The sequence below is a fragment of the Pseudomonas sp. WMBT8 genome (assembly GCF_050916005.1).
Classification (GTDB): Bacteria; Pseudomonadota; Gammaproteobacteria; order Pseudomonadales; family Pseudomonadaceae; genus Aquipseudomonas.
On the sequence record NZ_CP188096.1, the window covers coordinates 4,643,126 to 4,664,789 of the forward strand.

At 61.7% G+C, this 21,664-nt stretch carries 22 protein-coding genes; 12 read left to right on the forward strand and 10 right to left on the reverse strand.

What is annotated here, in order from left to right:
* The 7 genes from ACO77H_RS21105 to ACO77H_RS21135 all read right to left on the reverse strand — a co-directional run bounded on the left by ACO77H_RS21105 (position 1) and on the right by ACO77H_RS21135 (position 7,601).
* Entirely contained in the window at positions 1–843 is an 843-nt protein-coding gene (locus tag ACO77H_RS21105) for a carbohydrate ABC transporter permease (RefSeq protein WP_432754530.1), read from the reverse strand.
* Positions 836–1,744 (reverse strand): carbohydrate ABC transporter permease, encoded by a 909-nt coding sequence (locus tag ACO77H_RS21110; protein ID WP_029296391.1) that lies wholly within the window; start codon positions 1,742–1,744, stop codon positions 836–838. The genes ACO77H_RS21105 and ACO77H_RS21110 overlap by 8 nt, the downstream gene beginning before the upstream one ends.
* 170 nt (positions 1,745–1,914) lie before the next feature.
* Positions 1,915–3,201: an ABC transporter substrate-binding protein gene (locus ACO77H_RS21115; protein ID WP_169955353.1), complete on the reverse strand. Its 1,287-nt coding sequence runs from the start codon at positions 3,199–3,201 to the stop codon at positions 1,915–1,917.
* A gap of 106 nt (positions 3,202–3,307) precedes the next feature.
* Positions 3,308–4,567 carry an AGE family epimerase/isomerase gene (locus ACO77H_RS21120; protein WP_432754531.1) on the reverse strand — a complete coding sequence of 420 codons (1,260 nt, stop codon included), beginning with the start codon at positions 4,565–4,567 and terminating at the stop codon, positions 3,308–3,310.
* Between the two features lie 141 nt (positions 4,568–4,708).
* Positions 4,709–5,551, reverse strand: a complete 843-nt coding sequence (locus tag ACO77H_RS21125) for an ATPase (protein ID WP_169955355.1) — start codon at positions 5,549–5,551, stop codon at positions 4,709–4,711.
* Between the two features lie 105 nt (positions 5,552–5,656).
* Complete coding sequence (locus ACO77H_RS21130) at positions 5,657–6,655, reverse strand: NAD-dependent epimerase/dehydratase family protein (RefSeq protein ID WP_169955356.1); 999 nt, start codon at positions 6,653–6,655, stop codon at positions 5,657–5,659.
* Between the two features lie 52 nt (positions 6,656–6,707).
* Positions 6,708–7,601, reverse strand: coding sequence for a LysR family transcriptional regulator ArgP (locus ACO77H_RS21135; protein ID WP_170041915.1), 894 nt, complete (start codon positions 7,599–7,601; stop codon positions 6,708–6,710).
* 102 nt (positions 7,602–7,703) lie between these two features.
* Between ACO77H_RS21135 and ACO77H_RS21140 the strand changes: the two genes are divergently transcribed.
* The 7 genes from ACO77H_RS21140 (at position 7,704) to ACO77H_RS21170 (ending at position 15,326) form a co-directional block, all read left to right on the forward strand.
* A complete protein-coding gene (locus tag ACO77H_RS21140; protein WP_169955358.1) occupies positions 7,704–8,102 on the forward strand; it encodes an ACT domain-containing protein in 399 nt (132 codons plus the stop codon).
* Between the two features lie 5 nt (positions 8,103–8,107).
* Positions 8,108–8,707, forward strand: a complete 600-nt coding sequence (locus ACO77H_RS21145) for a LysE/ArgO family amino acid transporter (RefSeq protein ID WP_432754532.1) — start codon at positions 8,108–8,110, stop codon at positions 8,705–8,707.
* A 178-nt stretch (positions 8,708–8,885) separates the two neighbouring features.
* A complete protein-coding gene (locus ACO77H_RS21150) occupies positions 8,886–9,482 on the forward strand; it encodes a superoxide dismutase (RefSeq protein WP_017125974.1) in 597 nt (198 codons plus the stop codon).
* Positions 9,483–9,636: 154 nt separating this feature from the next.
* A complete protein-coding gene (locus tag ACO77H_RS21155) occupies positions 9,637–9,828 on the forward strand; it encodes a hypothetical protein (RefSeq protein ID WP_169955360.1) in 192 nt (63 codons plus the stop codon).
* Positions 9,829–10,052: 224 nt separating this feature from the next.
* Positions 10,053–12,104 carry a putative bifunctional diguanylate cyclase/phosphodiesterase gene (locus ACO77H_RS21160; protein ID WP_169955361.1) on the forward strand — a complete coding sequence of 684 codons (2,052 nt, stop codon included), beginning with the start codon at positions 10,053–10,055 and terminating at the stop codon, positions 12,102–12,104.
* A gap of 161 nt (positions 12,105–12,265) precedes the next feature.
* Positions 12,266–13,609 (forward strand): imelysin family protein, encoded by a 1,344-nt coding sequence (locus ACO77H_RS21165; protein WP_169955362.1) that lies wholly within the window; start codon positions 12,266–12,268, stop codon positions 13,607–13,609.
* Between the two features lie 262 nt (positions 13,610–13,871).
* Positions 13,872–15,326 (forward strand): TrkH family potassium uptake protein, encoded by a 1,455-nt coding sequence (locus ACO77H_RS21170; RefSeq protein WP_169955363.1) that lies wholly within the window; start codon positions 13,872–13,874, stop codon positions 15,324–15,326.
* Here the strand turns inward: ACO77H_RS21170 and ACO77H_RS21175 are convergent.
* Positions 15,283–16,344: an AraC family transcriptional regulator gene (locus tag ACO77H_RS21175; protein WP_169955364.1), complete on the reverse strand. Its 1,062-nt coding sequence runs from the start codon at positions 16,342–16,344 to the stop codon at positions 15,283–15,285. The genes ACO77H_RS21170 and ACO77H_RS21175 overlap by 44 nt on opposite strands.
* A gap of 172 nt (positions 16,345–16,516) precedes the next feature.
* On the opposite strand from ACO77H_RS21175, the gene ACO77H_RS21180 reads away from it, so the two are divergent.
* The 5 genes from ACO77H_RS21180 (at position 16,517) to ACO77H_RS21200 (ending at position 19,301) form a co-directional block, all read left to right on the forward strand.
* Complete coding sequence (locus ACO77H_RS21180) at positions 16,517–16,828, forward strand: Mpo1-like protein (RefSeq protein WP_169955365.1); 312 nt, start codon at positions 16,517–16,519, stop codon at positions 16,826–16,828.
* Positions 16,829–16,855: 27 nt separating this feature from the next.
* On the forward strand, positions 16,856–17,446 hold the full coding sequence (locus tag ACO77H_RS21185) for an HD domain-containing protein (RefSeq protein WP_169955366.1): 591 nt from the start codon (positions 16,856–16,858) through the stop codon (positions 17,444–17,446).
* Positions 17,447–17,597: 151 nt separating this feature from the next.
* Complete coding sequence (locus ACO77H_RS21190) at positions 17,598–17,726, forward strand: hypothetical protein (protein ID WP_262376940.1); 129 nt, start codon at positions 17,598–17,600, stop codon at positions 17,724–17,726.
* Between the two features lie 74 nt (positions 17,727–17,800).
* Positions 17,801–17,983 (forward strand): hypothetical protein, encoded by a 183-nt coding sequence (locus ACO77H_RS21195; protein ID WP_169955367.1) that lies wholly within the window; start codon positions 17,801–17,803, stop codon positions 17,981–17,983.
* Between the two features lie 118 nt (positions 17,984–18,101).
* Positions 18,102–19,301, forward strand: coding sequence for an MFS transporter (locus tag ACO77H_RS21200; RefSeq protein WP_169955368.1), 1,200 nt, complete (start codon positions 18,102–18,104; stop codon positions 19,299–19,301).
* Here the strand turns inward: ACO77H_RS21200 and arfB are convergent.
* A complete protein-coding gene (gene arfB / locus ACO77H_RS21205; RefSeq protein ID WP_057439984.1) occupies positions 19,298–19,711 on the reverse strand; it encodes an alternative ribosome rescue aminoacyl-tRNA hydrolase ArfB in 414 nt (137 codons plus the stop codon). The two genes, ACO77H_RS21200 and arfB, sit on opposite strands and share 4 nt — an antisense overlap.
* 57 nt (positions 19,712–19,768) lie before the next feature.
* Positions 19,769–21,190, reverse strand: a complete 1,422-nt coding sequence (locus ACO77H_RS21210; RefSeq protein ID WP_170041911.1) for an amino acid permease — start codon at positions 21,188–21,190, stop codon at positions 19,769–19,771.
* Positions 21,191–21,664 lie beyond the last annotated feature (474 nt).

Genomic DNA, 21,664 nt, shown 5'->3' on the forward strand with positions numbered 1-21,664 from the left:
TTACCCCTTGACCGCGCCAGCCGTGAGGCCGCGCACGAAATACTTGCCTGCGACCACATAGACCAGCAGGGTCGGCAGCCCGGCGATCATCGCCGCCGCCATATCAACGTTATATTCCTTGGCCCCGGTGCTGGTATTGACCAGGTTGTTCAGCGCCACCGTGATGGGCTGCGAATCACCACTGGAGAACACCACGCCAAACAGGAAGTCGTTCCAGATCTGGGTGAACTGCCAGATCAGGCAGACCATGATGATCGGCGTCGACATCGGCAGGATGATCCGACGGAAGATGGTGAAAAATCCCGCGCCATCCAGGCGCGCAGCCTTGACCAGCGCATCCGGAATGCTCACGTAGTAGTTACGGAAGAACAGCGTGGTAAACGCCAGGCCGTAGACCACGTGCACAAACACCAGGCCAGTGGTGGTGCTGGCCAGGCCCATCTTGCCGAGAGTGAACGAGGCCGGCAGCAAGACGGTCTGGAACGGCAGGAAGCAGCCGAACAACAACAGCCCGAAGAACAACTGCGAACCGCGAAAACGCCACATCGACAGCACGTAGCCGTTCAATGCGCCGATGGTGGTGGAGATCAGCACCGCGGGGATGGTGATCATGAACGAGTTCCAGAAGTACCCGTTCACCGTGGCCCAGGCCTTGACCCAGCCAATCCCGGTAATCACCGTCGGCCAGCTCAGCAGGTTGCCGGTGCTGATGTCTTCCGGGGTCTTGAAGCTGGTCAGCAGCATGACCACCAGCGGCACCAGGTACAGCACCACGGCCAGGATCAGCACCCCATGGATCGCCAGGCGGCTGAAGGTGATGGAAGGTTTGGCGAGACTAGTCATGGCGCTTGGTCCTCAGCTCGGAGTACAGGTAAGGCACGATGATCGCGAGGATCGCGCCGAGCATCAGGATCGCACTGGCCGAGCCCATGCCCATCTGGCCGCGGCTGAAGGTGAAGGAGTACATGAACATCGCCGGCAGGTCGGACGAGTAGCCAGGGCCACCGGCCGTCATCGCGGCCACCAGGTCGAAGCTCTTGATGGCAATGTGCGCGAGGATCATTACCGCACTGAAAAACACCGGGCGCAGGCTGGGCAGCACCACGCTCCAGTAGATGCGCGGCAGGCTGGCGCCGTCGATCTGCGCGGCACGGATGATCGATTGATCAACCCCACGCAGGCCGGCGAGGAACATCGCCATGATAAAACCCGAGGCTTGCCATACCGCCGCAATCACCAGGCAATACACCACGCGATCCGGATCGATCAGCCAGTCCAGGCGAAAGCCTTCCCAGCCCCAGTCGCGCAGCAGTTTGTCCAGGCCCATGCCGGGGTTGAGCAGCCATTTCCAGGCGGTACCGGTGACGATCATCGAGAGCGCCATCGGGTACAGGTAGATGGTGCGGATAAAACCTTCGCGACGGATGCGCTGGTCGAGAAATACCGCCAGCAACACGCCGATCACCAGGGTGATGCCGATAAACATGCCGCCGAACAGCGCCAGGTTTTTGCTCGCCACCCACCAGCGGTCGTTGTCGAACAACCGCGCGTATTGCGCAAGGCCCACCCATTTATAGGTGGGCAGGAAGGTGGAGTTGGTGAACGACAGTACGAACGTCCACAGGATGTAGCCATAGAAGCCCACCAGGACGATGAACATGCTCGGGGCCAGCACCAGTTTGGGGAGCCAGCGCTGCAATGCATCGAACGGCGAGGCCTTGCTGAACACAGCAACAGAACTCATGGGGAAATCCAGGGCAGGGAGTAAGGGGCTAACGGATAACCTTGTGGGGGCCGGCTTCATGTGGGCGCTGGCTTGCCTGCGATGGCATCACCTGGGTGTCACTGCTACACCGAGGCGCCTGCATCGCGGGCAAGCCCGCTCCCACACTGAAACCGATTCCCACCCAGGGGTTACTTGGCAGACTTGACCGCTGCGCCAAGTTTCTTGGCGGTGTCGGCCGGGTCGGCTTTCGGGTCGTTGATGAAGTTGGTCACCACATCAAAGAACGCACCCTGTACCGCCAGCGTGGTCGCCATGTTGTGCGCCATGCTCGGCTGCAAGCCACCGGACTTGGCATCCACCAGGAAGTCCTTGGCCGCCGTCTGGGCGCAGCTGTCGAAGCCGTACTTGGCCATATCGCCGAGCATGTCGTTGCGCACCGGGATCGAGCCTTTGTTGATGCTGAAGACCTTCTGGAAGTTCTCGCCCAGCACCACCTTGGCGATGTCCTGCTGACCGGCCGAGGTGCCGGCATCTTTCTGCTTGAACACCGCCAGGGAGTCGATGTTGTAGGTGAAGGCCTTGTCGGTGCCCGGGAAGGCTACGCACTCGTAGTCCTTGCCGGCGACTTTCTTGGCAGCGGTCCATTCGCTCTTGGCCCAGTCACCCATGATCTGCATGCCGGCCTTGCCGTTGATGACTTTGGCGGCTTCCAGGTTCCAGTCCTGGCCCTTGCCGTCGGCATCCATATAGGTGGCGACTTTTTTCAGCTCGGTCAGCGCCTTGACCATGTCGGGGCCGGTCAGGGTCGCGTTGTCGAGGTCGACCAGGGCTTTCTTGTAGCCATCCACGCCCATGACCGAGAGCACTACGGCTTCAAATACCGTGCTGTCCTGCCACGGCTGGCCACCATGGGCGAGCGGGATGAAGCCTGCGGCCTTGAGCTTGTCGCCGGCGGCGTAGAATTCTTCGAGGGTCGTAGGGTTTTTGCTGATGCCGGCTTTCTTGAAGACTTCCGGGTTGATCCACAGCCAGTTGACGCGGTGGATATTCACCGGCACGGCGACGTAATCACCTTCGTACTTCACCGTGTCGGAGACTTTCTTGTCGAGCAGATCGTCCCACTTCTCGGCCTTGGCCACGTCCTTCAGGACGTCGGTGTCGAGCAGCCCGGTGGACGCCCATTCCTGGATGTCGGGGCCCTTGATCTGGGCTACGCCTGGCGGGTTGCCGGCGACCGCGCGGCTTTTCAGCACGGTCATGGCAGTGGCGCCACCGCCACCTGCAACGGCCCCGTCTTTCCAGGTAAAACCGTCTTTCTCAACTTGGGCCTTCAGGACATCCACCGCCGCCTTCTCACCGCCCGAGGTCCACCAATGCACAACTTCAACCGTCCCTTTCGAGTCGGCGGCAAATGCACTGAGGGGAAACAACGAGGCAATGGAAATAGCAACGGCGAGGCGATTAATCGCGTTCATCTGAGTACCTTTTTCTTGTTGTTATGCATGCAAGTCTGGAGCTTGCGCTGCATAGGATTCTAAACAGGGATTTTTGCCAGGCACGTAACAAAGGGACGGGCAAATGTCACCACTTGGTGACATAGCAACCGGCCCCCAGCGCACTGGCCATGCTTGGCGATAACGCCAGGCCCGGCAGCAATACGGCCTGCCAGGCATGGTACAGGTCCGGCTTGCCGCCCCAGATCTTGCTGGCGGGCAGGTTTTGCGGGTCGAGTTCGTGGTGCCAACTGCCCTGGATCCGGTCGATCAGGTGGGTTTCACAGAACTCCCAGAACCGCCGGTACCAGACCTCGTAATGCCACTCGCCGGTGCGCTTGAGCAGGGCCTGGGCCGCCGCGCTGGCTTCGGCGTGGGTCCAATGCAGGCGCTCACGCACCACCGGGCGGTAGTGCCAGTCCAGGGTGTAGACCAGGCCCGGGGCCCCATCCACCGCCCAGCCGTATTCACAGGCGCTGGCGAACAAGCCCCTGGCGGCTTCCAGCAACCACTCGGGCGTGACCAGCCCCGCCTGCTGGCGGGCGGCCTCCAGGTGCAACACCAGGCGCGCCCATTCAAAGCCATGACCGGGGGTGATGCCGTAGGGGCGAAAGCCATCGGCCGGGTTGTCTTGGTTGTAGCTGTGCAGAGGTTGCCAATGGCGGTCGAAGTGCTCGATCACCATAAACTCATTGGCGCCGGCGTGCTGACGGATCACTCGTTCGACGATGCGCAGCGCCCGCCCCAGCCAGCACGTATCGCCGGTGACATCGGCCAGGGCAAGAAAGGCTTCGGTGGCGTGCATATTGCTGTTGGCGCCACGATAGGCTTCTTCGCCGCTCCAGTCCTGGGCGAAGGACTCGAGCATTGCGCCCTCCTCGTCACTCCAGAAATGCTGGTCGATGATCTGGATCGCATCCGTCAGCAGGGCTTGCGCCCCTGGGGCACCCGCGACCACTGCGGAACTGGCGGCCAGGGCGACAAAGGCATGCAGGTAGGCGGCCTTGCCCGTATTGCCGTCACGCGCGCCGGCAACAGCGAACCAGCCGCCATGCTCGGCATCCCGCAACGCGCCGCCGAGGCTGGCCACACCGTGCGCCACCAGCTCGGCATAGCCCGGCAGCCCTTGGGCGTGGGCCATGGCGAAGCTGTGGGTCATGCGGGCGGTGTTCATGGTTTCGGCGCAGGCATCGGCGGGCAGGTGACCGTGGTCGTCGAGGTTGCCGAAGCCTTCAGGCAGCCGCGAGGCCTTGGCAAAGCCCAGCAGACGCTGGCCTTCGGCGGCAAGCCAGGCGTGATGGGCAGGTGCGTTCAGCCAACTGCTGGCAGGCAGTGGTTGCATGGTCATGGGTGGCCCTTTTTGTTTTTGTGGGATAACCGCAGTCTAAACAAGGGTCAGGAAGGGGCAGGTAACGAAAGGGCGAGAAAATGTCACCGAATGGTGACATTGGCAGGAGCCGGCAAGCCGGCTCCAACAATCACAATGGCGTCACTGGCCCAGGGGCGTGACCTTGGCCGGCGCGCTCACTTCACGCTGCAGGTTCTGCATCTGGGTCTGCAAGGTCGTGATGTTGCGGGTGGTCTGGATACGGAACACGTCGAACTCTTTGTTCGACGGCCCTTCGGTGGCGGCGCGGTTGTCCAGCTCGCTCTTGATCACCAGCAGGTCCTGCTCCAGGCGCGCAATGGCCGTGGCCGGATTGCCCTGCTTCTTCAAGGCTGCCACCTCCGTGCCCAGTTCCTTGACTTCGGCATTCAACTTGGCGGTTTCGGCCTGGGCGGCCTTGAGGGTGGTCAACTCAGTGACCAGACCCAGGACCTGGGCCTGCAACTGGGTATTGGCGGTGGTCAGTTCGGTGGTGCTGGCACTCATCTGCGCCAGGCGCTTGTCCAGGTCGGTGGCCTGGCCCGCCACGCCCAACTGTTGCTTGCCCTGTTCCAGCAATTGGCTTTCCAACTGCTTGATCTGCAGCTTGAGTGCTTCACTGCCGGTATTGACGTTGGCCTCGCTGGCCACCACCTTGCCGGAAATGTCCTGCAAGCGGCCGGCAGCTTCTTCACTGATGCGCGCAAAGCTTTCCTGGGTCGCTACCAGTTGCTGCCCCATCAGGGAAATCTGCTGGAAACTCCACCAGGCCAGGCCGGCAAAGGCGAACAGCAGCGCGCCGACCAGGGCCCACAACGGCCCGGTGCTGGCGCTCTTGACCTTGACCACCGGCGCCGGGCGCGAGCGGATGGCGGTGGCCGCTGTGGGCACAAAATCATCGTCGTCGCCAACGTCGGCCCGCAGGCTCGGCACGTTGTCAAAGTCGTCTTTAGTATCGTTACGCATGAATCAACCTTGAAATAACTACATAAAAACGGCGGGAGTATAAACCCCAGGCCCATCGCCTTGGTCGAACGGCCAGCGAAAAAACGCTTCGCGGTGTTGCCCAGGCTACTTGGTGCCCGGATCCTGGACCTTCCACCAATGGCAAAACTCATCGAGGGCCGTCCACAGGCTGACCTTGGGCTGATAGTCGAGATAGTGCTGTGCGCGGCTGATATCGAGGGTGAAATCCTTGTTCATCACCTGCATCCCCAGGCGTGACAGCGACGGTTCCGGGCGCCCCGGCCACATCGCGCAACAGGCTTCATTGAGCGCCGCAATGCTGTAGGACAAACCGTAGGAACGGTAACGCGTGACCTGAGGCATTTCCATCTGGCGCATCACGTAGTTGACCACGTCCCACACCGGCACCGGCGTGCCATTGCTGATGTTATAGGCCTTGCCCAGCGCCGATCCGGTGGCCAGCAGGCTGCTGAGCAGCGCCTCGTTGAGGTTGTGCACGCTGGTGAAGTCGACCTTGTTCAGGCCGTCGCCGACGATGGCCAGGCGGTTCTTGCGCTGCATTTTCAACAGGCGCGGGAAGATGCTCATATCACCAGCACCGGTCACAAAGCGCGGGCGCAGGGCCAGCACTTCCAGGCCGAACTCCTGGGCGCCGAAGACTTTCTGCTCGGCCAGGTACTTGGTAGCCGCATACGGGTGCTTGAAGCGCTTGGGCACTTGCTCCTCGGTCAGGCCCAGGTGATCGCGGCCATCGAAATAGATCGACGGCGACGACAGGTGCACCAGGCGCCCGACCCGTTGCTTGAGGCAGGCCTCGACCACGTTTTCGGTGACCTGCACATTGCCCTGATGGAAATCCTGGTAACGCCCCCACAACCCCACGGCGCCGGCGCAATGCACCACGGCCTCGACGTCGCGGCACAGGTTGCGTACCAGGTCCGGATCATTCAGATCACCCTGGATAAACTCGGCGCCGCGCCGTACCAGGTGCTCGACACCCTCGGCCCGCCGCCCGTTGACCCGCACGTCCAGGCCCTGCTCCAGGGCAAAACGCGCAAAGCGCCCGCCAATGAAGCCGCTTGCGCCGGTGACCAGAATTTTCATGTGTTACCCCGTGTTCTTTCATTTTTCATCGCAGTTGCGTTGACGCCGACAGTCACTCCAACGGCACCAGCAATTGGCCAGTTGCCCGCGCCAGATGCTCGGTCAACAAGCCGAGCAATTGCCCACCACTGCGCCAATGATGCCAGTACAACGGCACATCGATGGGTTTATCTGGCAATAACTCCACCAGTACGCCCCTTTGCAATTGCTCGCGCACCTGCAATTCCGGCACCAGCCCCCAGCCCAGGCCGGCTTCGGTCAGGCGGATAAAACCTTCGGACGACGGGCATAAATGGTGTTCGAAACCTCCATCCACACCTAGGGATGCGAGGTAGCGATGTTGTAGGAAATCATCCGGGCCAAACACCAGCGCCGGCGTGCGCGCCAACTGATCGGCGCGCACGCCGCCTGGAAAGTGCCGGGAGATAAACGCCGGACTGGCCAACGCCCGATAGCGCATGGCCCCCAGCAACAGGCTGCGGGCCCCGGCCACCGGGCGCTCGCTGGCGCAGACGCAGGCCGCCACTTCGCCGGCGCGCATGCGCTTGAGGCCGACGGTCTGGTCTTCAACCACCAGGTCCAGCAACAAATGTTGCTCGGCGCAAAAGTCGCCCACCGCCTGCGCCCACCACGTCGCCAGGCTGTCGGCGTTGATGGCAATCCGCAGGCGTTCAGGCATGCCCTCTTCATCCAGGGCTGGCACCTGGCTTTGCAGGTCGCGCTCCAGCAGGCGCACCTGCTGTACATGGTTGAGCAGGCGCCGGCCGATTTCCGTGGGGGTTGGCGGCGTCGCGCGCACCAGTACCGGCTGGCCGATGCGCGCTTCGAGCAATTTGATGCGCTGGGAGATGGCCGATTGCGACACCCCGAGTACTTGGGCACCGCGCTCGAAACCGGCCTGTTCCACCACGGCCGCGAGGGCCGACAGCAATTTGTAGTCAAACATCAGTTTTCCTAATGAGCGATGAGCAATATTGGTTTTTCTTATACAGCGCCACACCGGAGAATGACCAGCATCGCGTGTTTACTTTCTTTCAAGGATCTCCCAATGGCTGGCGAAACCGCCCTGGCAACCCTGCTGCGCAGCATGAGCCCACAGCTCAATGCCGGCGACTACGTGTTCTGCACCCTGGCCGATAACCGCCTGCCCGCCTGCGAAGTGATCGGCAGCTTTCGCGAACAGGAAGGCTTGACGGTGATTGTCGAGCGCCAACAAGCCGAACAGGCCGGCCTGGCCTTTGAGTATGTGGCGGCGTGGATCACCTTGAACGTGCATTCGGCCCTGGAAGCCGTGGGCCTGACCGCCGCCTTCGCCAGCGCCCTGGGACGTGCCGGGATCAGTTGCAATGTGGTCGCCGGCTATTACCACGATCACCTGTTTGTCGGGCGCAGCGATGCGCAGCAGGCAATGGATGTGTTGCAACAACTGGCGGCGGGCGCGGAGTAAATCCTATGTGGCAGAGTTATGTTAACGGCCTGCTGGTAGCCCTCGGGCTGATCATGGCGATCGGTACGCAAAACGCATTTGTGCTGGCCCAGAGCCTGCGTCGCGAACACCACCTGCCGGTTGCGGCCTTGTGCGTGGTGTGTGATGCGCTGCTGGTGGCCGCCGGGGTATTTGGCCTGGCGACGGTGCTGGCACATAACCCTGTGCTGCTGGCGATTGCCCGTTGGGGCGGCGCGGCGTTCCTCCTGTGGTACGGCGCCCTGGCCTTGCGCCGCGCCTGTTCGCGGCAAAGCCTGGGCCAAGGCGAAGGGCAGAAGGTGCGCTCACTGCGCGCGGTGATGCTCAGCGCCCTGGCCGTGACCCTGCTCAACCCCCATGTGTACCTGGACACCGTCTTGCTGATCGGCTCCCTCGGCGCCCAGCAAACCGAGCCGGGCGCTTATGTCGCAGGCGCCGCCAGCGCTTCGTTGCTGTGGTTTTCCGCCCTGGCCCTCGGCGCCGCATGGCTGGCCCCGTGGCTGGCGCGCCCGGCGACCTGGCGCCTGCTGGACCTGTTGGTGGCGGTGATGATGTTCAGCGTGGCCTATCAATTGATCAGTACCTGAGGAATATTCCAAAACGCTCTGGAACCTCTATCCCACACAGTTGTTGCGTGGTTTTGCCGCACCCCCAGTGCTATGATCCAGCCCCTGCGCCGCAAAGAGTACAAACTCCCCGGCGCTTGTTTGGCCGCCCGTGATCGGCCTTGCGCTCACCGCAACTGACCTGATTAGGAGAATTATCATGGCTTTCGAATTGCCGCCGCTGCCGTACGCACACGATGCCCTGCAGCCGCACATCTCCAAGGAAACCCTGGAGTTCCACCACGACAAGCACCACAACACCTATGTCGTGAACCTGAACAACCTGGTGCCTGGCACCGAGTTCGAAGGCAAGACCCTGGAAGAGATCGTCAAGTCCTCTTCGGGTGGCATCTTCAACAACGCAGCCCAAGTCTGGAACCACACCTTCTACTGGAACTGCCTGGCGCCAAACGCCGGCGGTCAACCGACTGGCGCATTGGCTGAAGCGATCAACGCCGCTTTCGGTTCGTTCGACAAGTTCAAGGAAGAGTTCACCAAGACTTCCGTCGGCACCTTCGGTTCCGGTTGGGGCTGGCTGGTGAAAAAGGCTGACGGTTCCCTGGCCCTGGCCAGCACCATCGGCGCCGGCAACCCGCTGACCAGCGGCGACACCCCGCTGCTGACCTGCGACGTCTGGGAACACGCCTACTACATCGACTACCGCAACGTGCGTCCAAAGTATGTGGAAGCGTTCTGGAACCTGGTCAACTGGAAGTTCGTGGCTGAGCAGTTCGAAGGCAAGACCTTCACTGCCTAAGCAATCCTTGCAGTAAAAAAGAGCCCGGCGATTGCCGGGCTTTTTTGTGCCCGGTTGAAAATCATGGCACTCCAGCAGCGGAACCCAACGACAGGAATCGACCACAGAGCCCGTGGGAGAAATAACTTCCTCATCTATCTAAGGAGTGTCAGCTATGGGTGGATTAATAAGCGGGATGATGGGCGCAGCCTCGGCAGCCTTGCCGGGGATTGGGCAACTCGTGGGAGCGATGGCGGAAACGGCGGCGAAAATGTTGAAGGGCGGATCAGGTGAAAACGAGGAGAAGGATTCCGGAAAAGTCGCCGAAGATGTCCATGTAAAAACCAATGTGAGCATTACTTACTAAACGGTAAAGCTACCGAGCAGCTCTCGGTGCAGGTAAAAAAGCACACGCCTGCGCTCCCACCAGTAGTGCAAAAGGGCGGCGGACAAGATCCGCCCGCCGCCTTCCTGCCCTTCATCGACTAGGCTCCAGACGCTACCCAGCGCATTGTCCCTTTGACTGCCATCTCGGGATTGCCAATACTCATGGCATATTGAGGCTACCCGCATGGAACAAGGAATGACCCTTTGAAGCTGGAACTCAAAAACAGCTTGTCGGTGAAGTTGCTCCGGGTGGTGCTCTTGTCGGCACTGATTGTGGGCGTAGCACTGAGCGTGGCGCAGATCGTCTTTGATGCCTACAAGACGCGCCAGGCCGTGGCCGGCGATGCCCAGCGCATCCTCGACATGTTTCGCGACCCCTCGACCCAGGCCGTCTACAGCCTGGATCGTGAGATGGGCATGCAGGTCATCGAAGGCCTGTTTCAGGATGATGCAGTGCGCATGGCCTCCATTGGCCATCCCAACGAGCCCATGCTCGCCGAAAAGAGCCGGGATTTGCAGCACTCCCCCAGCCGCTGGCTGACGGATGTGATTCTTGGCCAGGAGCGCACCTTCACCACCCCATTGGTGGGGCGCGGGCCCTATAGCGAATATTACGGCGACCTGAGCATCACCCTCGACACGGCCACCTATGGCCAGGGCTTCATCGTCAATTCGGTGATCATTTTTATCTCCGGGGTGCTGCGCGCCCTGGCCATGGGCTTGGTGTTGTATCTGGTCTATCACTGGCTGCTGACCAAGCCCCTGTCGCGGATCATCAGCCACCTCAGTTCGATCAACCCCGACCGCCCCAGCGAGCACAAGATCCCCCAGCTCAAGGGCCACGAAAAAAACGAACTGGGGCTGTGGATCAATACCGCCAACCAGTTGCTGGCGTCCATCGAACGCAACACCCACCTGCGCCACGAAGCAGAAAACAGCCTGCTGCGCATGGCCCAGTACGACTTCCTCACGGGCCTGCCCAACCGCCAGAAGCTGCAGGAGCAACTGGACAAGATCCTGATCGACGCCGGACGCCGGCAACGCCGGGTCGCGGTATTGTGCGTGGGGCTGGATGACTTCAAAAGTGTCAACGAGCAGTACACCTACCAGGCCGGCGACCAATTGCTGCTGGCCCTGGCCGACCGCCTGCGCGCCCACAGTGGTCGCCTCGGCGCCCTCGCCCGCCTGGGTGGCGACCAGTTCGCCCTGGTCCAGGCCGATATCGAGCAACCCTACGAAGCCGCCGAGCTGGCGCAAAGCATTCTCGATGACCTGGAAGCCGAGTTCGCCCTCGACCACGAACAAATTCGCCTGCGCGCCACCATCGGTATCACCTTGTTTCCCGAAGACGGCGACAGCACCGAGAAGCTGCTGCAAAAAGCCGAGCAGACCATGACCCTGGCCAAGAGCCGCTCGCGCAACCGCTACCAGTTCTATATCGCCAGTGTCGACAGCGAGATGCGCCGCCGCCGCGAACTGGAAAAAGACCTGCGTGAAGCCCTGGGCCGCGACCAGTTTCACCTGGTGTACCAACCGCAGATCAGCTATGTCGACCATCGTGTGGTCGGGGTCGAGGCGCTGATTCGTTGGCAACACCCGGAACACGGGCTGGTGCCACCGGACCTGTTTATCCCGCTGGCGGAACAGAACGGCACCATCATCCCCATTGGCGAATGGGTGCTGGACCAGGCCTGCCGGCAATTGCGCGAGTGGCATGACCTGGGCTTCAGCGAGCTGCGCATGGCGGTCAACCTGTCCACGGTGCAACTGCACCACGCCGAACTGCCACGGGTGGTCAACAACCTGTTGCAGATCTACCGCCTGCCGCCGCGCAGCCTGGAGCTGGAAGTGACCGAGACCGGCCTGATGGAAGACATCAGCACCGCCGCCCAGCACTTGCTGAGCCTGCGCCGCTCCGGCGCGTTGATTGCCATCGACGACTTCGGCACCGGCTACTCGTCACTGAGCTACCTGAAAAGCCTGCCGCTGGACAAAATCAAAATCGACAAGAGCTTTGTCCAGGACCTGCTGGATGACGACGACGATGCCACCATCGTGCGGGCAATCATCCAACTGGGCAAAAGCCTGGGCATGCAAGTCATCGCCGAAGGCGTGGAGACGCCCGAGCAGGAAGCCTACATCATCAGCGAAGGCTGCCACGAAGGTCAGGGCTATCACTACAGCAAGCCCCTGCCGGCCCGTGAGTTGGCGGCCTATCTCAAACAGGCCGAGCGCAATAACGCTGCCATCCTGTAAAGCCATGATGGCCACCCAAGGCGCGGCCTTGGGCGGCTGGCGCTGGAATGTTAAATTTTTACTGCGTTAACTCTTTACAGAAAATGCAAATCTTTCGCATTATGTCGCAGTTTTGCGCGCCGCACTGCGCCCCGATCAACTACCGAAGCAGGATGTTCGCCATGATTCGTATGCCCCTGGCCACCGCCAGTCTGCTGGCCATCGCCATTTCTCTCGCCGGCTGCGGCGAGGGTAAAGACAAGGCCGCCGCTCCCCAGGCGCCAACGCCAGCTGCCAGCACTCCCGCTCCAACGGCTGCCGCTACCGCCGGCCAGGTTGACGAGGCTGCCGCCAAGGCGGTCGTCGCGCACTACGCAGACATCGTATTCGCGGTATACAGCGACTCCGAGTCCACTGCTAAAACCCTGCAGACCGCCATCGACACCTTCCTTGCCAACCCCAACGACGAAACCCTGAAGGCCGCCCGTACCGCCTGGATCGCCGCGCGCGTACCGTACCTGCAGAGCGAAGTGTTCCGCTTCGGCAACACCATCATTGACGATTGGGAAGGCCAGGTGAACGCCTGGCCGCTGGACGAAGGCCTGATCGACTATGTCGACAAATCCTACGAACACGCTCTCGGCAACCCAGGCGCCACCGCCAACATCATCGCCAACACCGAGATCCAGGTCGGCGAAGACAAGATCGACGTCAAGGAAATCACTGCGGAGAAACTCGCCAGCCTCAATGAGCTGGGCGGTTCCGAAGCCAACGTCGCCACTGGCTACCACGCCATCGAATTCCTGCTCTGGGGCCAGGACCTGAACGGCACCGGCCCTGGCGCCGGCAACCGTCCAGCGTCGGACTACCTGCAAGGCGACGGCGCCACCGGTGGGCATAACGAGCGTCGCCGCACTTACCTGCGCGCCGTGACTCAACTGCTGGTCAGCGACCTTGAAGAAATGGTCGGCAACTGGAAACCCAACGTCGAAGACAACTACCGCGCCACCCTGGAAGCAGAGCCTGGCACCGACGGCCTGCGCAAGATGCTGTTCGGCATGGGCAGCCTGTCCCTGGGTGAACTGGCGGGCGAGCGCATGAAAGTGTCCCTGGAAGCCAACTCGCCGGAAGACGAGCACGACTGCTTCAGCGACAACACGCACTACTCGCACTTCTACGACGCCAAGGGCATCCGCAACGTCTACCTGGGCGAGTACACCCGCACCGACGGCACCAAGCTGACCGGCGCCAGCCTGTCATCCCTGGTGGCCAAGGTCGACCCGGCTGCCGATGAAGCCCTCAAGGCTGACCTGGCGGCTACCGAAGCGAAGATCCAGGTCATTGTCGACCACGCCAACAAGGGTGAGCACTACGACCAGTTGATCGCCGCCGGCAACACCGCGGGCAACCAGATCGTGCGCGACGCCATCGCGGCCCTGGTCAAGCAGACCGGCTCTATCGAGCAAGCTGCTGGCAAACTGGGCATCGGCGACCTGAACCCGGACAACGCTGATCACGAGTTCTGATCCGCGCGGTTTGAATGAGGCGGCCTTCGGGTCGCCTTTTTTGTATTCATCGTTTGCAGTCGCCCTCTTCCCTGTAGGAGCTGGCTTGCCTGCGATGGCGGTGGCTGACCCACCGCTATCGCAGGCAAGCCAGCTCCCACACAAGCCAGCGCCCCTGTTAAGCCAAGTCCTACATCAGATCCGCCGCCCTTTGCAGCCCCCGGTTTACAAGCCCTGCACCGCAGGTAGAATGGCGCCTCCAACCGTCACCCGAGCGCAATTCATGGCAATGCCGACCCTGCGGATCATTGGTTTCATCATCGGCATCTTCCTGATTACCCTCGCGGTCGCCATGGTCGTGCCCATGGCGACCCTGGTGTTTTTCGACCGCACCAGCGACCTGCCGTCCTTTCTCTGGGCAAGCATGATCACCTTTATCGCCGGCCTGGCGCTGGTGATCCCCGGGCGCCCGGAACAGGTGCAACTGCGCCCCCGGGACATGTACCTGCTGACCGTCAGCAGTTGGGTGGTGGTGTGTATCTTTGCCGCGCTGCCGTTTTTGCTGACCCAGCACATCAGCTACACCGACTCGTTCTTTGAAAGCATGTCCGGCATCACCGCCACTGGCGCCACCGTACTCAGTGGCCTGGACACCATGTCGCCGGGCATTCTGATGTGGCGCTCGATGCTGCACTGGCTTGGCGGCATCGGCTTTATCGGCATGGCGGTGGCGATCCTGCCGCTGCTGCGCATCGGTGGCATGCGCCTGTTCCAGACTGAATCCTCGGACCGCTCCGAGAAGGTCATGCCGCGCTCGCATATGGTGGCGCGGCTGATCGTGGCGGCCTATGTCGGTATCACCATCCTCGGCAGCCTCGGCTTCTGGTGGGCCGGCATGGGCCTGTTCGACGCGATCAACCATGCGATGTCAGCCATTTCCACGGGCGGTTTCTCGACGTCCGACGAGTCATTGGCGCACTGGAAACAACCTGCCGTGCATTGGGTGGCGGTCGTCGTGATGATCATGGGCAGCCTGCCGTTTGCCTTGTATGTCGCCACCTTGCGCGGCAACCGCAAGGCGCTGATCAAGGACCAGCAGGTACAGGGCCTGCTCGGGATGCTGCTGGTGACCTGGGTCGTGCTCGGCACCTGGTACTGGTGGACCACCGACCTGCACTGGCTGGATGCGCTGCGCCATGTGGCGCTGAACGTCACGTCCGTGGTGACCACCACCGGCTTTGCCCTCGGCGACTACAGCCTGTGGGGCAATTTCTCACTGATGCTGTTCTTCTATCTGGGCTTTGTCGGCGGTTGCTCGGGCTCCACCGCCGGCGGGATCAAGATTTTCCGCTTCCAGGTCGCCTATATCCTGCTCAAGGCCAACTTGAACCAACTGATTCACCCAAGGGCGGTGATCAAGCAGAAATACAACGGCCACCGCCTGGACGAAGAAATCGTGCGGTCGATCCTGACCTTCTCGTTCTTCTTTGCCATCACCATCTGCATGATCGCCCTGGCCCTGTCGCTGCTGGGCGTGGACTGGATGACTGCCTTGACCGGCGCTGCCAGTACCGTCTCCGGCGTGGGCCCGGGGCTGGGCGAGACCATCGGCCCGGCCGGCAACTTCGCGACCCTGCCGGACGCCGCCAAGTGGATCCTGTCCCTGGGCATGCTGCTCGGCCGGCTGGAAATCATTACGGTGTTTGTGCTGTGTATGCCAGCGTTCTGGCGGCACTGACATTCGCTGAAGTTTCCAGTAGCCGCGCCCGGTATTCGCCGGGCGTGGCATCGAACCAGCGGCGAAACGCGCGAAAGAAGTTACTCGGGTCGGCAAACCCCAGCAGGTAGGCGATTTCCAGCAGGGTCATGCTCGGCTGCGCCAGGTACTGCTCGGCCAGCTCGCGGCGGGTGTCGTCGAGCAGGGTCTGGAAGCTGGTGCCCTCCTCCTGCAAACGCCGCTGCAAAGTGCGCTGGGACAGGTGCAAGGTCTGCGCCACCACCTCACGCTTGGGTTCGCCCTGGGGCAGCAGCCGGCATAGCACCTGGCGGGCCTTGTGGGTCACGCGGCTCTCGGAAAACCTGGCCAGGTATTCCCCGGCAAACCGATCGTGCAACAGCGCCATCGCTTCATTGGCAGTGGGCAGCGGCGCTTCCATGTCCGCCCGCTCGAAGATCAGCGCGTCATACGGTGCGTTGAACACCAGCGGTGCATGAAAGGCCTGTCTATAGGGTTCCAGGTCGGCAGGCTGAGCGCCTTGCACCAGCACTTTGCGCGGCTGCAACGTGCGCCCGGTCAGCCAGCCACATAACGCCAGCGCGCAGGCCAGCGAGGCCTCGGCGCTTTGCCGGGTGGGCGGCAGGTGGTCGCCGTGCACCGTGAGGATCAAGGCATAGCCTTCGGGCAACAGACGGAAACTCAGGTCGGCGCTTTCGGCAATGATCCGCTGGTAGCGCACCAACCGGGTAAAGCCTTCAGCCAGAGTGCTGCTGGACATCAAGGCGTAACCGGCCACATGGAACGACGCCGGGCGCACCACCTTGCCCATGTTCAGGCCGATGGCCGGATTGCCCGACACCTCCACCGCCCGCTGCCAGAGCCGGGTCATGGAGTCCTGGGGGAACCGCGCGTCGGGGTCGTCCAGGGCGCGGTAATCCAGGCCCAGCTGTTTGAACAGGGCGCGGCAATCCAGGCCCTCGAGCTCCAGCGCCTTGACAATCCCCATCGCCCAACTTGCAGAAGTCGTTCGTTCGTTCATGGCGTTTTCTTGCACGCTTTCTATGAAGGGACGGCTGAAACCGCAGCCAGGAACCCAAGGATACTAAAGTGGCGTCTATTGTCACTGGCCCTTGCCTGTGATGACTCTAGACTCAAATAAGCTCCCCGCCGAACATCCGTCGGGCACAACAAAAACCAGAGGGCCGGCCAACGTGGAAAATGTCAGACAATTCAATAGCTTCGCCGAGTTCTATGCGTATTACCTGAGCGAACACGGCAACAGCACCTGCCGGCGCCTGCATTTTATCGGCACCAGCCTGGTGATTTTTATTCTCGCGCTCGCCATCGGCAAAGGCGCCTGGTGGCTGCTGTGGGTACTGCCGGTGGCCGGCTACAGCTTTGCCTGGGTCGGGCACTTCTTCTTTGAAAAGAACCGCCCGGCCACTTTCCAGCATCCGTTCTACAGCCTGCTGGGAGATTTCGTGATGTATCGCGACATGATCCTGGGCAAGGTGCCGTTCTAACCTACCCAAACAATAAGAGACCCGCCGATGAGCCAGCAGGCCCGCTTTACCCATATGCAGGACGGCACCCAGGAAGACTGGGCGATCATCGCCGCCGACTTCAGTGCCTACGCCCGCCAATTGCCGGGGCGCATCCTCGCGCACCTGCGGCTGCTGGAAGGTGACTTCGGTGGCTTCCCGGTGGACCGCCTGACCCATTCCCTGCAAACCGCCAGCCGCGCCTGGGCCGATGGCCGCGACGAAGAATATGTGGTCTGCGCGCTGCTCCACGACATCGGCGATACCCTGGGCTCCTACAATCACCCGGACATTGCCGCCGCTATCCTCAAACCGTTCGTCAGCCCACAGAACCTGTGGATGGTGGAAAAGCACGGGATTTTCCAGGGCTACTACTTTTTTCATCACCTGGGCATGGATCGCCACCTGCGCGAGCAATTTGGCGAACACCCGCAGTACGAGCAAACCATTGAGTTCTGTGCCCGCTATGACGCGGCCGCGTTCGACCCGGCCTATGCCACCCTGCCCCTGAGCTTTTTCGAACCAATGCTGGCGCGGGTCTTCGCCCAGCCCAAGACTTCGATCTACAAGGCCGCCATGGAGCGCCAGGCCAGCGTGTGACCTCTTGTCACTTGCGTGTTGGCGCAAATGGTTCGTGGATTTGCCGAGATAAAAGTCTTTTTGTCATTTGCAGTGCTGTATCCTGCCCAGGCTTTGTGAAAAGCGCGGCACATCTGCAATTCCACAACAGACCTTGCGAGGAGCGACGACGATGCACGAGATTCCCAATCTCCCCTTCCCAAGCCTGCACGAGACCGAGCAGCCAACCCCGCAACAGGCCGGCAGCGACAAGCCAGTACCGGCACAGGCAACACCGGTCGACAGCGATAGCGACGACTGACCGCAGTACCCAGACCGTGTGGAAAGCGTGACACTGCGCGCTTTCCACACCGCCTGAATCAAGAGACACGCCACATGCCCGACACTCCCAAGCATTCCCCCGATGAAGCGATACTCGGCGCCGCCCTGCAAATGGTCGATGTGTGGAGCCGCCTCAGCCCGGAAAAGCAGGCGCTGCTGCTCAAGCGCTTCGGCACCCAGGAAAACGCCCTGGCCGCGCTGGTCACCACGCGCATGCTCAACCCCGCCCCCCTGTAGGAGCCGCTTGCCGGCGATCGCAGTCATGCAGCCGCCAAAGGTTTTATGCCCTGTGCAGCGCAAAGCATCGGTATCATAAGCAGCCTATCTTTTCCTGCCGCGACAGTGGACCCTTCCCATGCCAGATACCCAGCGCCCCATGGCGGTCACGCTGCAAGTCGTTTCCATCGTGCTGTTCACCTTTATCGGCTACCTGAACATCGGCATTCCCCTGGCCGTATTGCCGGGCTATGTCCATAGCGACCTGGGCTTTGGCGCCGTGATCGCGGGCCTGGTGATCAGTGTGCAGTACCTGGCCACCCTGCTGAGCCGGCCCTACGCCGGGCGTATCATCGACAACCGCGGCAGCAAGCGCGCGGTGATGTACGGCCTGGCCGGCTGCGGCTTGAGTGGGGTGTTCATGCTGGCATCCGCCGCCCTGACCCATCTGCCGGCCCTGAGCCTGGCCAGCCTGCTGATTGGCCGGCTGGTGCTAGGCAGTGCCGAAAGCCTGGTGGGATCGGGCTCCATTGGCTGGGGCATCGGCCGGGTCGGCGCGACGAATACCGCCAAGGTCATCTCCTGGAACGGTATCGCCAGCTACGGCGCCCTGGCGATTGGCGCACCTTTGGGGGTGCTGCTGGTCCGCCAGTTCGGGCTGTGGAGCATGGGCGCAAGCATCATTGCCCTGGCAGTACTGGGCCTGTTGCTGGCCTGGCCGAAAGTCGCGGCGCCCATCGTGGTGGGCGAACGCCTGCCGTTCATGCATGTGCTCGGCCGCGTGCTGCCCCACGGCTGCGGGCTGGCCCTGGGCTCCATCGGCTTTGGCACCATCGCCACGTTTATCACCCTGTATTACGCGACCCAGAACTGGGATAACGCGGTGCTGTGCCTGAGCCTGTTCGGCGCCAGTTTTATCGGCGCGCGCTTGCTGTTCGGTAACTTGATCAACCGGATCGGCGGGTTTCGCGTGGCGATTGCCTGCCTGTCGGTGGAAACCCTTGGCCTGTTGCTGTTGTGGCTGGCGCCGAATGCCGAGCTGGCCCTGGCGGGCGCGGCCTTGAGCGGCTTCGGGTTTTCCCTGGTGTTTCCGGCGCTGGGAGTTGAAGCGGTCAACCTGGTACCCGCCTCCAGCCGTGGCGCGGCGGTGGGTGCCTATTCGTTGTTTATCGATTTGTCACTGGGGATCACCGGGCCGCTGGCCGGGGCGATTGCGGCGGGTTTCGGCTTTGCCTCGATCTTCTTGTTTGCCGCGCTGGCAGCCTGCGCCGGGCTGCTGCTGAGCCTGTACCTGTATCGCCAGGCCCCCAAATACCGCGACGAACGTAACGCCGGCTAGAAATCTACCTTGCCGCGCCCGGCCTTGATGCTGCCGCGCTTGGTCTTGGATTCCAGGCGCCGTTTTTTCGAGCCCAGGGTGGGTTTGGTCGGGCGGCGTTTTTTCTCGACCTTAGTCGCGCTGAGGATTAACTCCACCAGGCGTTCCAGGGCGTCGGCGCGGTTCTGTTCCTGGGTCCGGTACTGCTGGGCCTTGAGGATCAGCACGCCGTCGCTGGTAATCCGACTGTCACGCAGCGCCAGCAAGCGTTCCTTGTAGAACGGCGGCAACGACGACGCGCCGATATCAAAACGCAAGTGCACGGCGCTGGAGACCTTATTGACGTTCTGCCCGCCTGCGCCCTGGGCGCGGATGGCCGTCAACTCGATTTCGGCATCGGGCAGGTGCACGTTACTGGAGATCACCAACATGGAAAGCGGGTCCGTTGACACCTGTAGGAGCCGGCTTGCCGGCTCCTACAGGGTGGGCTAGTTGTTCAGCGAGGATACAGCACTCAAGTCGGCCAGCGCCTTGCGCTTGTTCTTGAGCACGTAGCACACCCACATAAAGGCCACCCAGACCGGAATCGCGTACACCGAGACCTGGATCCCCGGAATCAGCAGCATGACTCCCAGGATAAACACCACGAACGCCAGGCACACATAGTTACCGTAGGGGTACCACAGCGCCTTGAACAAAGGCACCTGAGCGGTGCGGTCCATGTGCTGGCGGAACTTGAAGTGCGAGAAGCTGATCATCGCCCAGTTGATCACCAACGTGGCCACCACCAGGGACATCAGCAGTTCCAGGGCGTGCTGCGGGATCCAGTAGTTCATCAACACCGCCACCAGGGTGACAGCCGCCGAGGCCAGGATCGAACGCACCGGCACGCCGCGCTTGTCGATTTTCGCCAGCGCCGCCGGGGCGTCGCCCTGCTCGGCCATGCCCAGCAGCATGCGGCTGTTGCAGTAAGTGCCGCTGTTGTACACCGACAGCGCCGCCGTCAGTACCACAAAGTTGAGGATATGCGCGGCAGTGTTGCTGCCCAGCATCGAGAACACCTGCACGAACGGGCTGCCGCTATAGGCATCGCCGGAAGCGTTCAAGGTCACCAGCAGGCTGTCCCACGGCGTCAGCGACAACAGCACCACCAGGGCGCCGATGTAGAAGATCAGGATGCGGTAGATCACCTGATTGATCGCCTTGGGGATCACGGTGCGTGGCTGGTCCGCTTCCGCGGCGGTAAAGCCGAGCATTTCCAGGCCGCCAAACGAGAACATGATGATCGCCATGGCCATCACCAAGCCGCCAACGCCATGGGGGAAGAACCCGCCGTGCTCCCACAGGTTGCTCACCGACGCCTGGGGCCCGCCGGTACCGCTGACCAGCAGGTAGCTGCCCAGGGCGATCATGCCGACAATCGCCACCACCTTGATAATCGCAAACCAGAACTCGGCCTCGCCAAACACCTTGACGTTGGCCAGGTTGATCACATTGATCAGCACGAAAAACGCCGCCGCCGAGACCCAGGTCGGAATCTCCGGCCACCAGTAGTGCACGTACTTGCCGACGGCGGTCAGCTCGGACATGCCCACCAGAATGTAGAGGATCCAGCAGTTCCAGCCCGACAGAAAGCCTGCGAAACCGCCCCAATACTTGTGGGCAAAATGGCTGAAGGAGCCGGCCACTGGCTCTTCGACGATCATTTCGCCCAGCTGGCGCATGATCATAAAGGCAATGAAACCGCAGATGGCATAACCAAGGATCATCGACGGACCGGCTGACTTCAGCACCCCCGCCGAGCCCAGGAACAGGCCGGTACCGATCGCGCCACCGAGGGCGATCAATTGAATATGACGATTTTTCAGGCCGCGCTTCAGTTCGCCTGAATGCGAGTTGGGTCCACTCATGAAAAGGGTCTCACGCAAGGTTTGATGATGTTCAATACACGATGCTGCTTTGAAACCGACTCAAGCAGCGCCGATCAAACCCCAGCGCAGGCACCAGGAGTTCAGCGTCTTTCTAACGGTCATGCGTCACCTGTTTGTTTTTATCTGTGACGAAATCGAACCCGTCCGGCTTATGGCCAGGCGGAGTTAACAAGGCAGCTAGCCTTGAAAGCCTTTTGCGTGGATACGCAAGGGGGGTCACAGTAAAACGCGGCGCATTGTACACCGCTCGATCCGTTAGGGAGGGTTGTGGGGGAGATTGTTGGCCAGCCGTAAAATTTTCTTTACAGAAAAAGCCCATCGAGGGCACGCCCCGCCTAGGCCCATCCATTCCGTAAAACAATCGTTACAGACTGGAAGCTATTTCTGACGCTCCACCGACTCCCACGTGGCGAGCGGGCTTGTCGGATCGCCGCGAAGACGTCGGCCCAGTGA

Coding starts and splice junctions, on each gene's coding strand:
- ACO77H_RS21105 (WP_432754530.1), bottom strand. CDS start 843: ATGACTAGTCTCGCCAAACCTTCCATCACCTTCAGCCGCCTGGCGATC.
- ACO77H_RS21110 (WP_029296391.1), bottom strand. CDS start 1,744: ATGAGTTCTGTTGCTGTGTTCAGCAAGGCCTCGCCGTTCGATGCATTG.
- ACO77H_RS21115 (WP_169955353.1), bottom strand. CDS start 3,201: ATGAACGCGATTAATCGCCTCGCCGTTGCTATTTCCATTGCCTCGTTG.
- ACO77H_RS21120 (WP_432754531.1), bottom strand. CDS start 4,567: ATGACCATGCAACCACTGCCTGCCAGCAGTTGGCTGAACGCACCTGCC.
- ACO77H_RS21125 (WP_169955355.1), bottom strand. CDS start 5,551: ATGCGTAACGATACTAAAGACGACTTTGACAACGTGCCGAGCCTGCGG.
- ACO77H_RS21130 (WP_169955356.1), bottom strand. CDS start 6,655: ATGAAAATTCTGGTCACCGGCGCAAGCGGCTTCATTGGCGGGCGCTTT.
- ACO77H_RS21135 (WP_170041915.1), bottom strand. CDS start 7,601: ATGTTTGACTACAAATTGCTGTCGGCCCTCGCGGCCGTGGTGGAACAG.
- ACO77H_RS21140 (WP_169955358.1), top strand. CDS start 7,704: ATGGCTGGCGAAACCGCCCTGGCAACCCTGCTGCGCAGCATGAGCCCA.
- ACO77H_RS21145 (WP_432754532.1), top strand. CDS start 8,108: ATGTGGCAGAGTTATGTTAACGGCCTGCTGGTAGCCCTCGGGCTGATC.
- ACO77H_RS21150 (WP_017125974.1), top strand. CDS start 8,886: ATGGCTTTCGAATTGCCGCCGCTGCCGTACGCACACGATGCCCTGCAG.
- ACO77H_RS21155 (WP_169955360.1), top strand. CDS start 9,637: ATGGGTGGATTAATAAGCGGGATGATGGGCGCAGCCTCGGCAGCCTTG.
- ACO77H_RS21165 (WP_169955362.1), top strand. CDS start 12,266: ATGATTCGTATGCCCCTGGCCACCGCCAGTCTGCTGGCCATCGCCATT.
- ACO77H_RS21170 (WP_169955363.1), top strand. CDS start 13,872: ATGGCAATGCCGACCCTGCGGATCATTGGTTTCATCATCGGCATCTTC.
- ACO77H_RS21175 (WP_169955364.1), bottom strand. CDS start 16,344: ATGAACGAACGAACGACTTCTGCAAGTTGGGCGATGGGGATTGTCAAG.
- ACO77H_RS21185 (WP_169955366.1), top strand. CDS start 16,856: ATGAGCCAGCAGGCCCGCTTTACCCATATGCAGGACGGCACCCAGGAA.
- ACO77H_RS21190 (WP_262376940.1), top strand. CDS start 17,598: ATGCACGAGATTCCCAATCTCCCCTTCCCAAGCCTGCACGAGACCGAG.
- ACO77H_RS21195 (WP_169955367.1), top strand. CDS start 17,801: ATGCCCGACACTCCCAAGCATTCCCCCGATGAAGCGATACTCGGCGCC.
- ACO77H_RS21200 (WP_169955368.1), top strand. CDS start 18,102: ATGCCAGATACCCAGCGCCCCATGGCGGTCACGCTGCAAGTCGTTTCC.
- arfB (WP_057439984.1), bottom strand. CDS start 19,711: ATGTTGGTGATCTCCAGTAACGTGCACCTGCCCGATGCCGAAATCGAG.
- ACO77H_RS21210 (WP_170041911.1), bottom strand. CDS start 21,190: ATGAGTGGACCCAACTCGCATTCAGGCGAACTGAAGCGCGGCCTGAAA.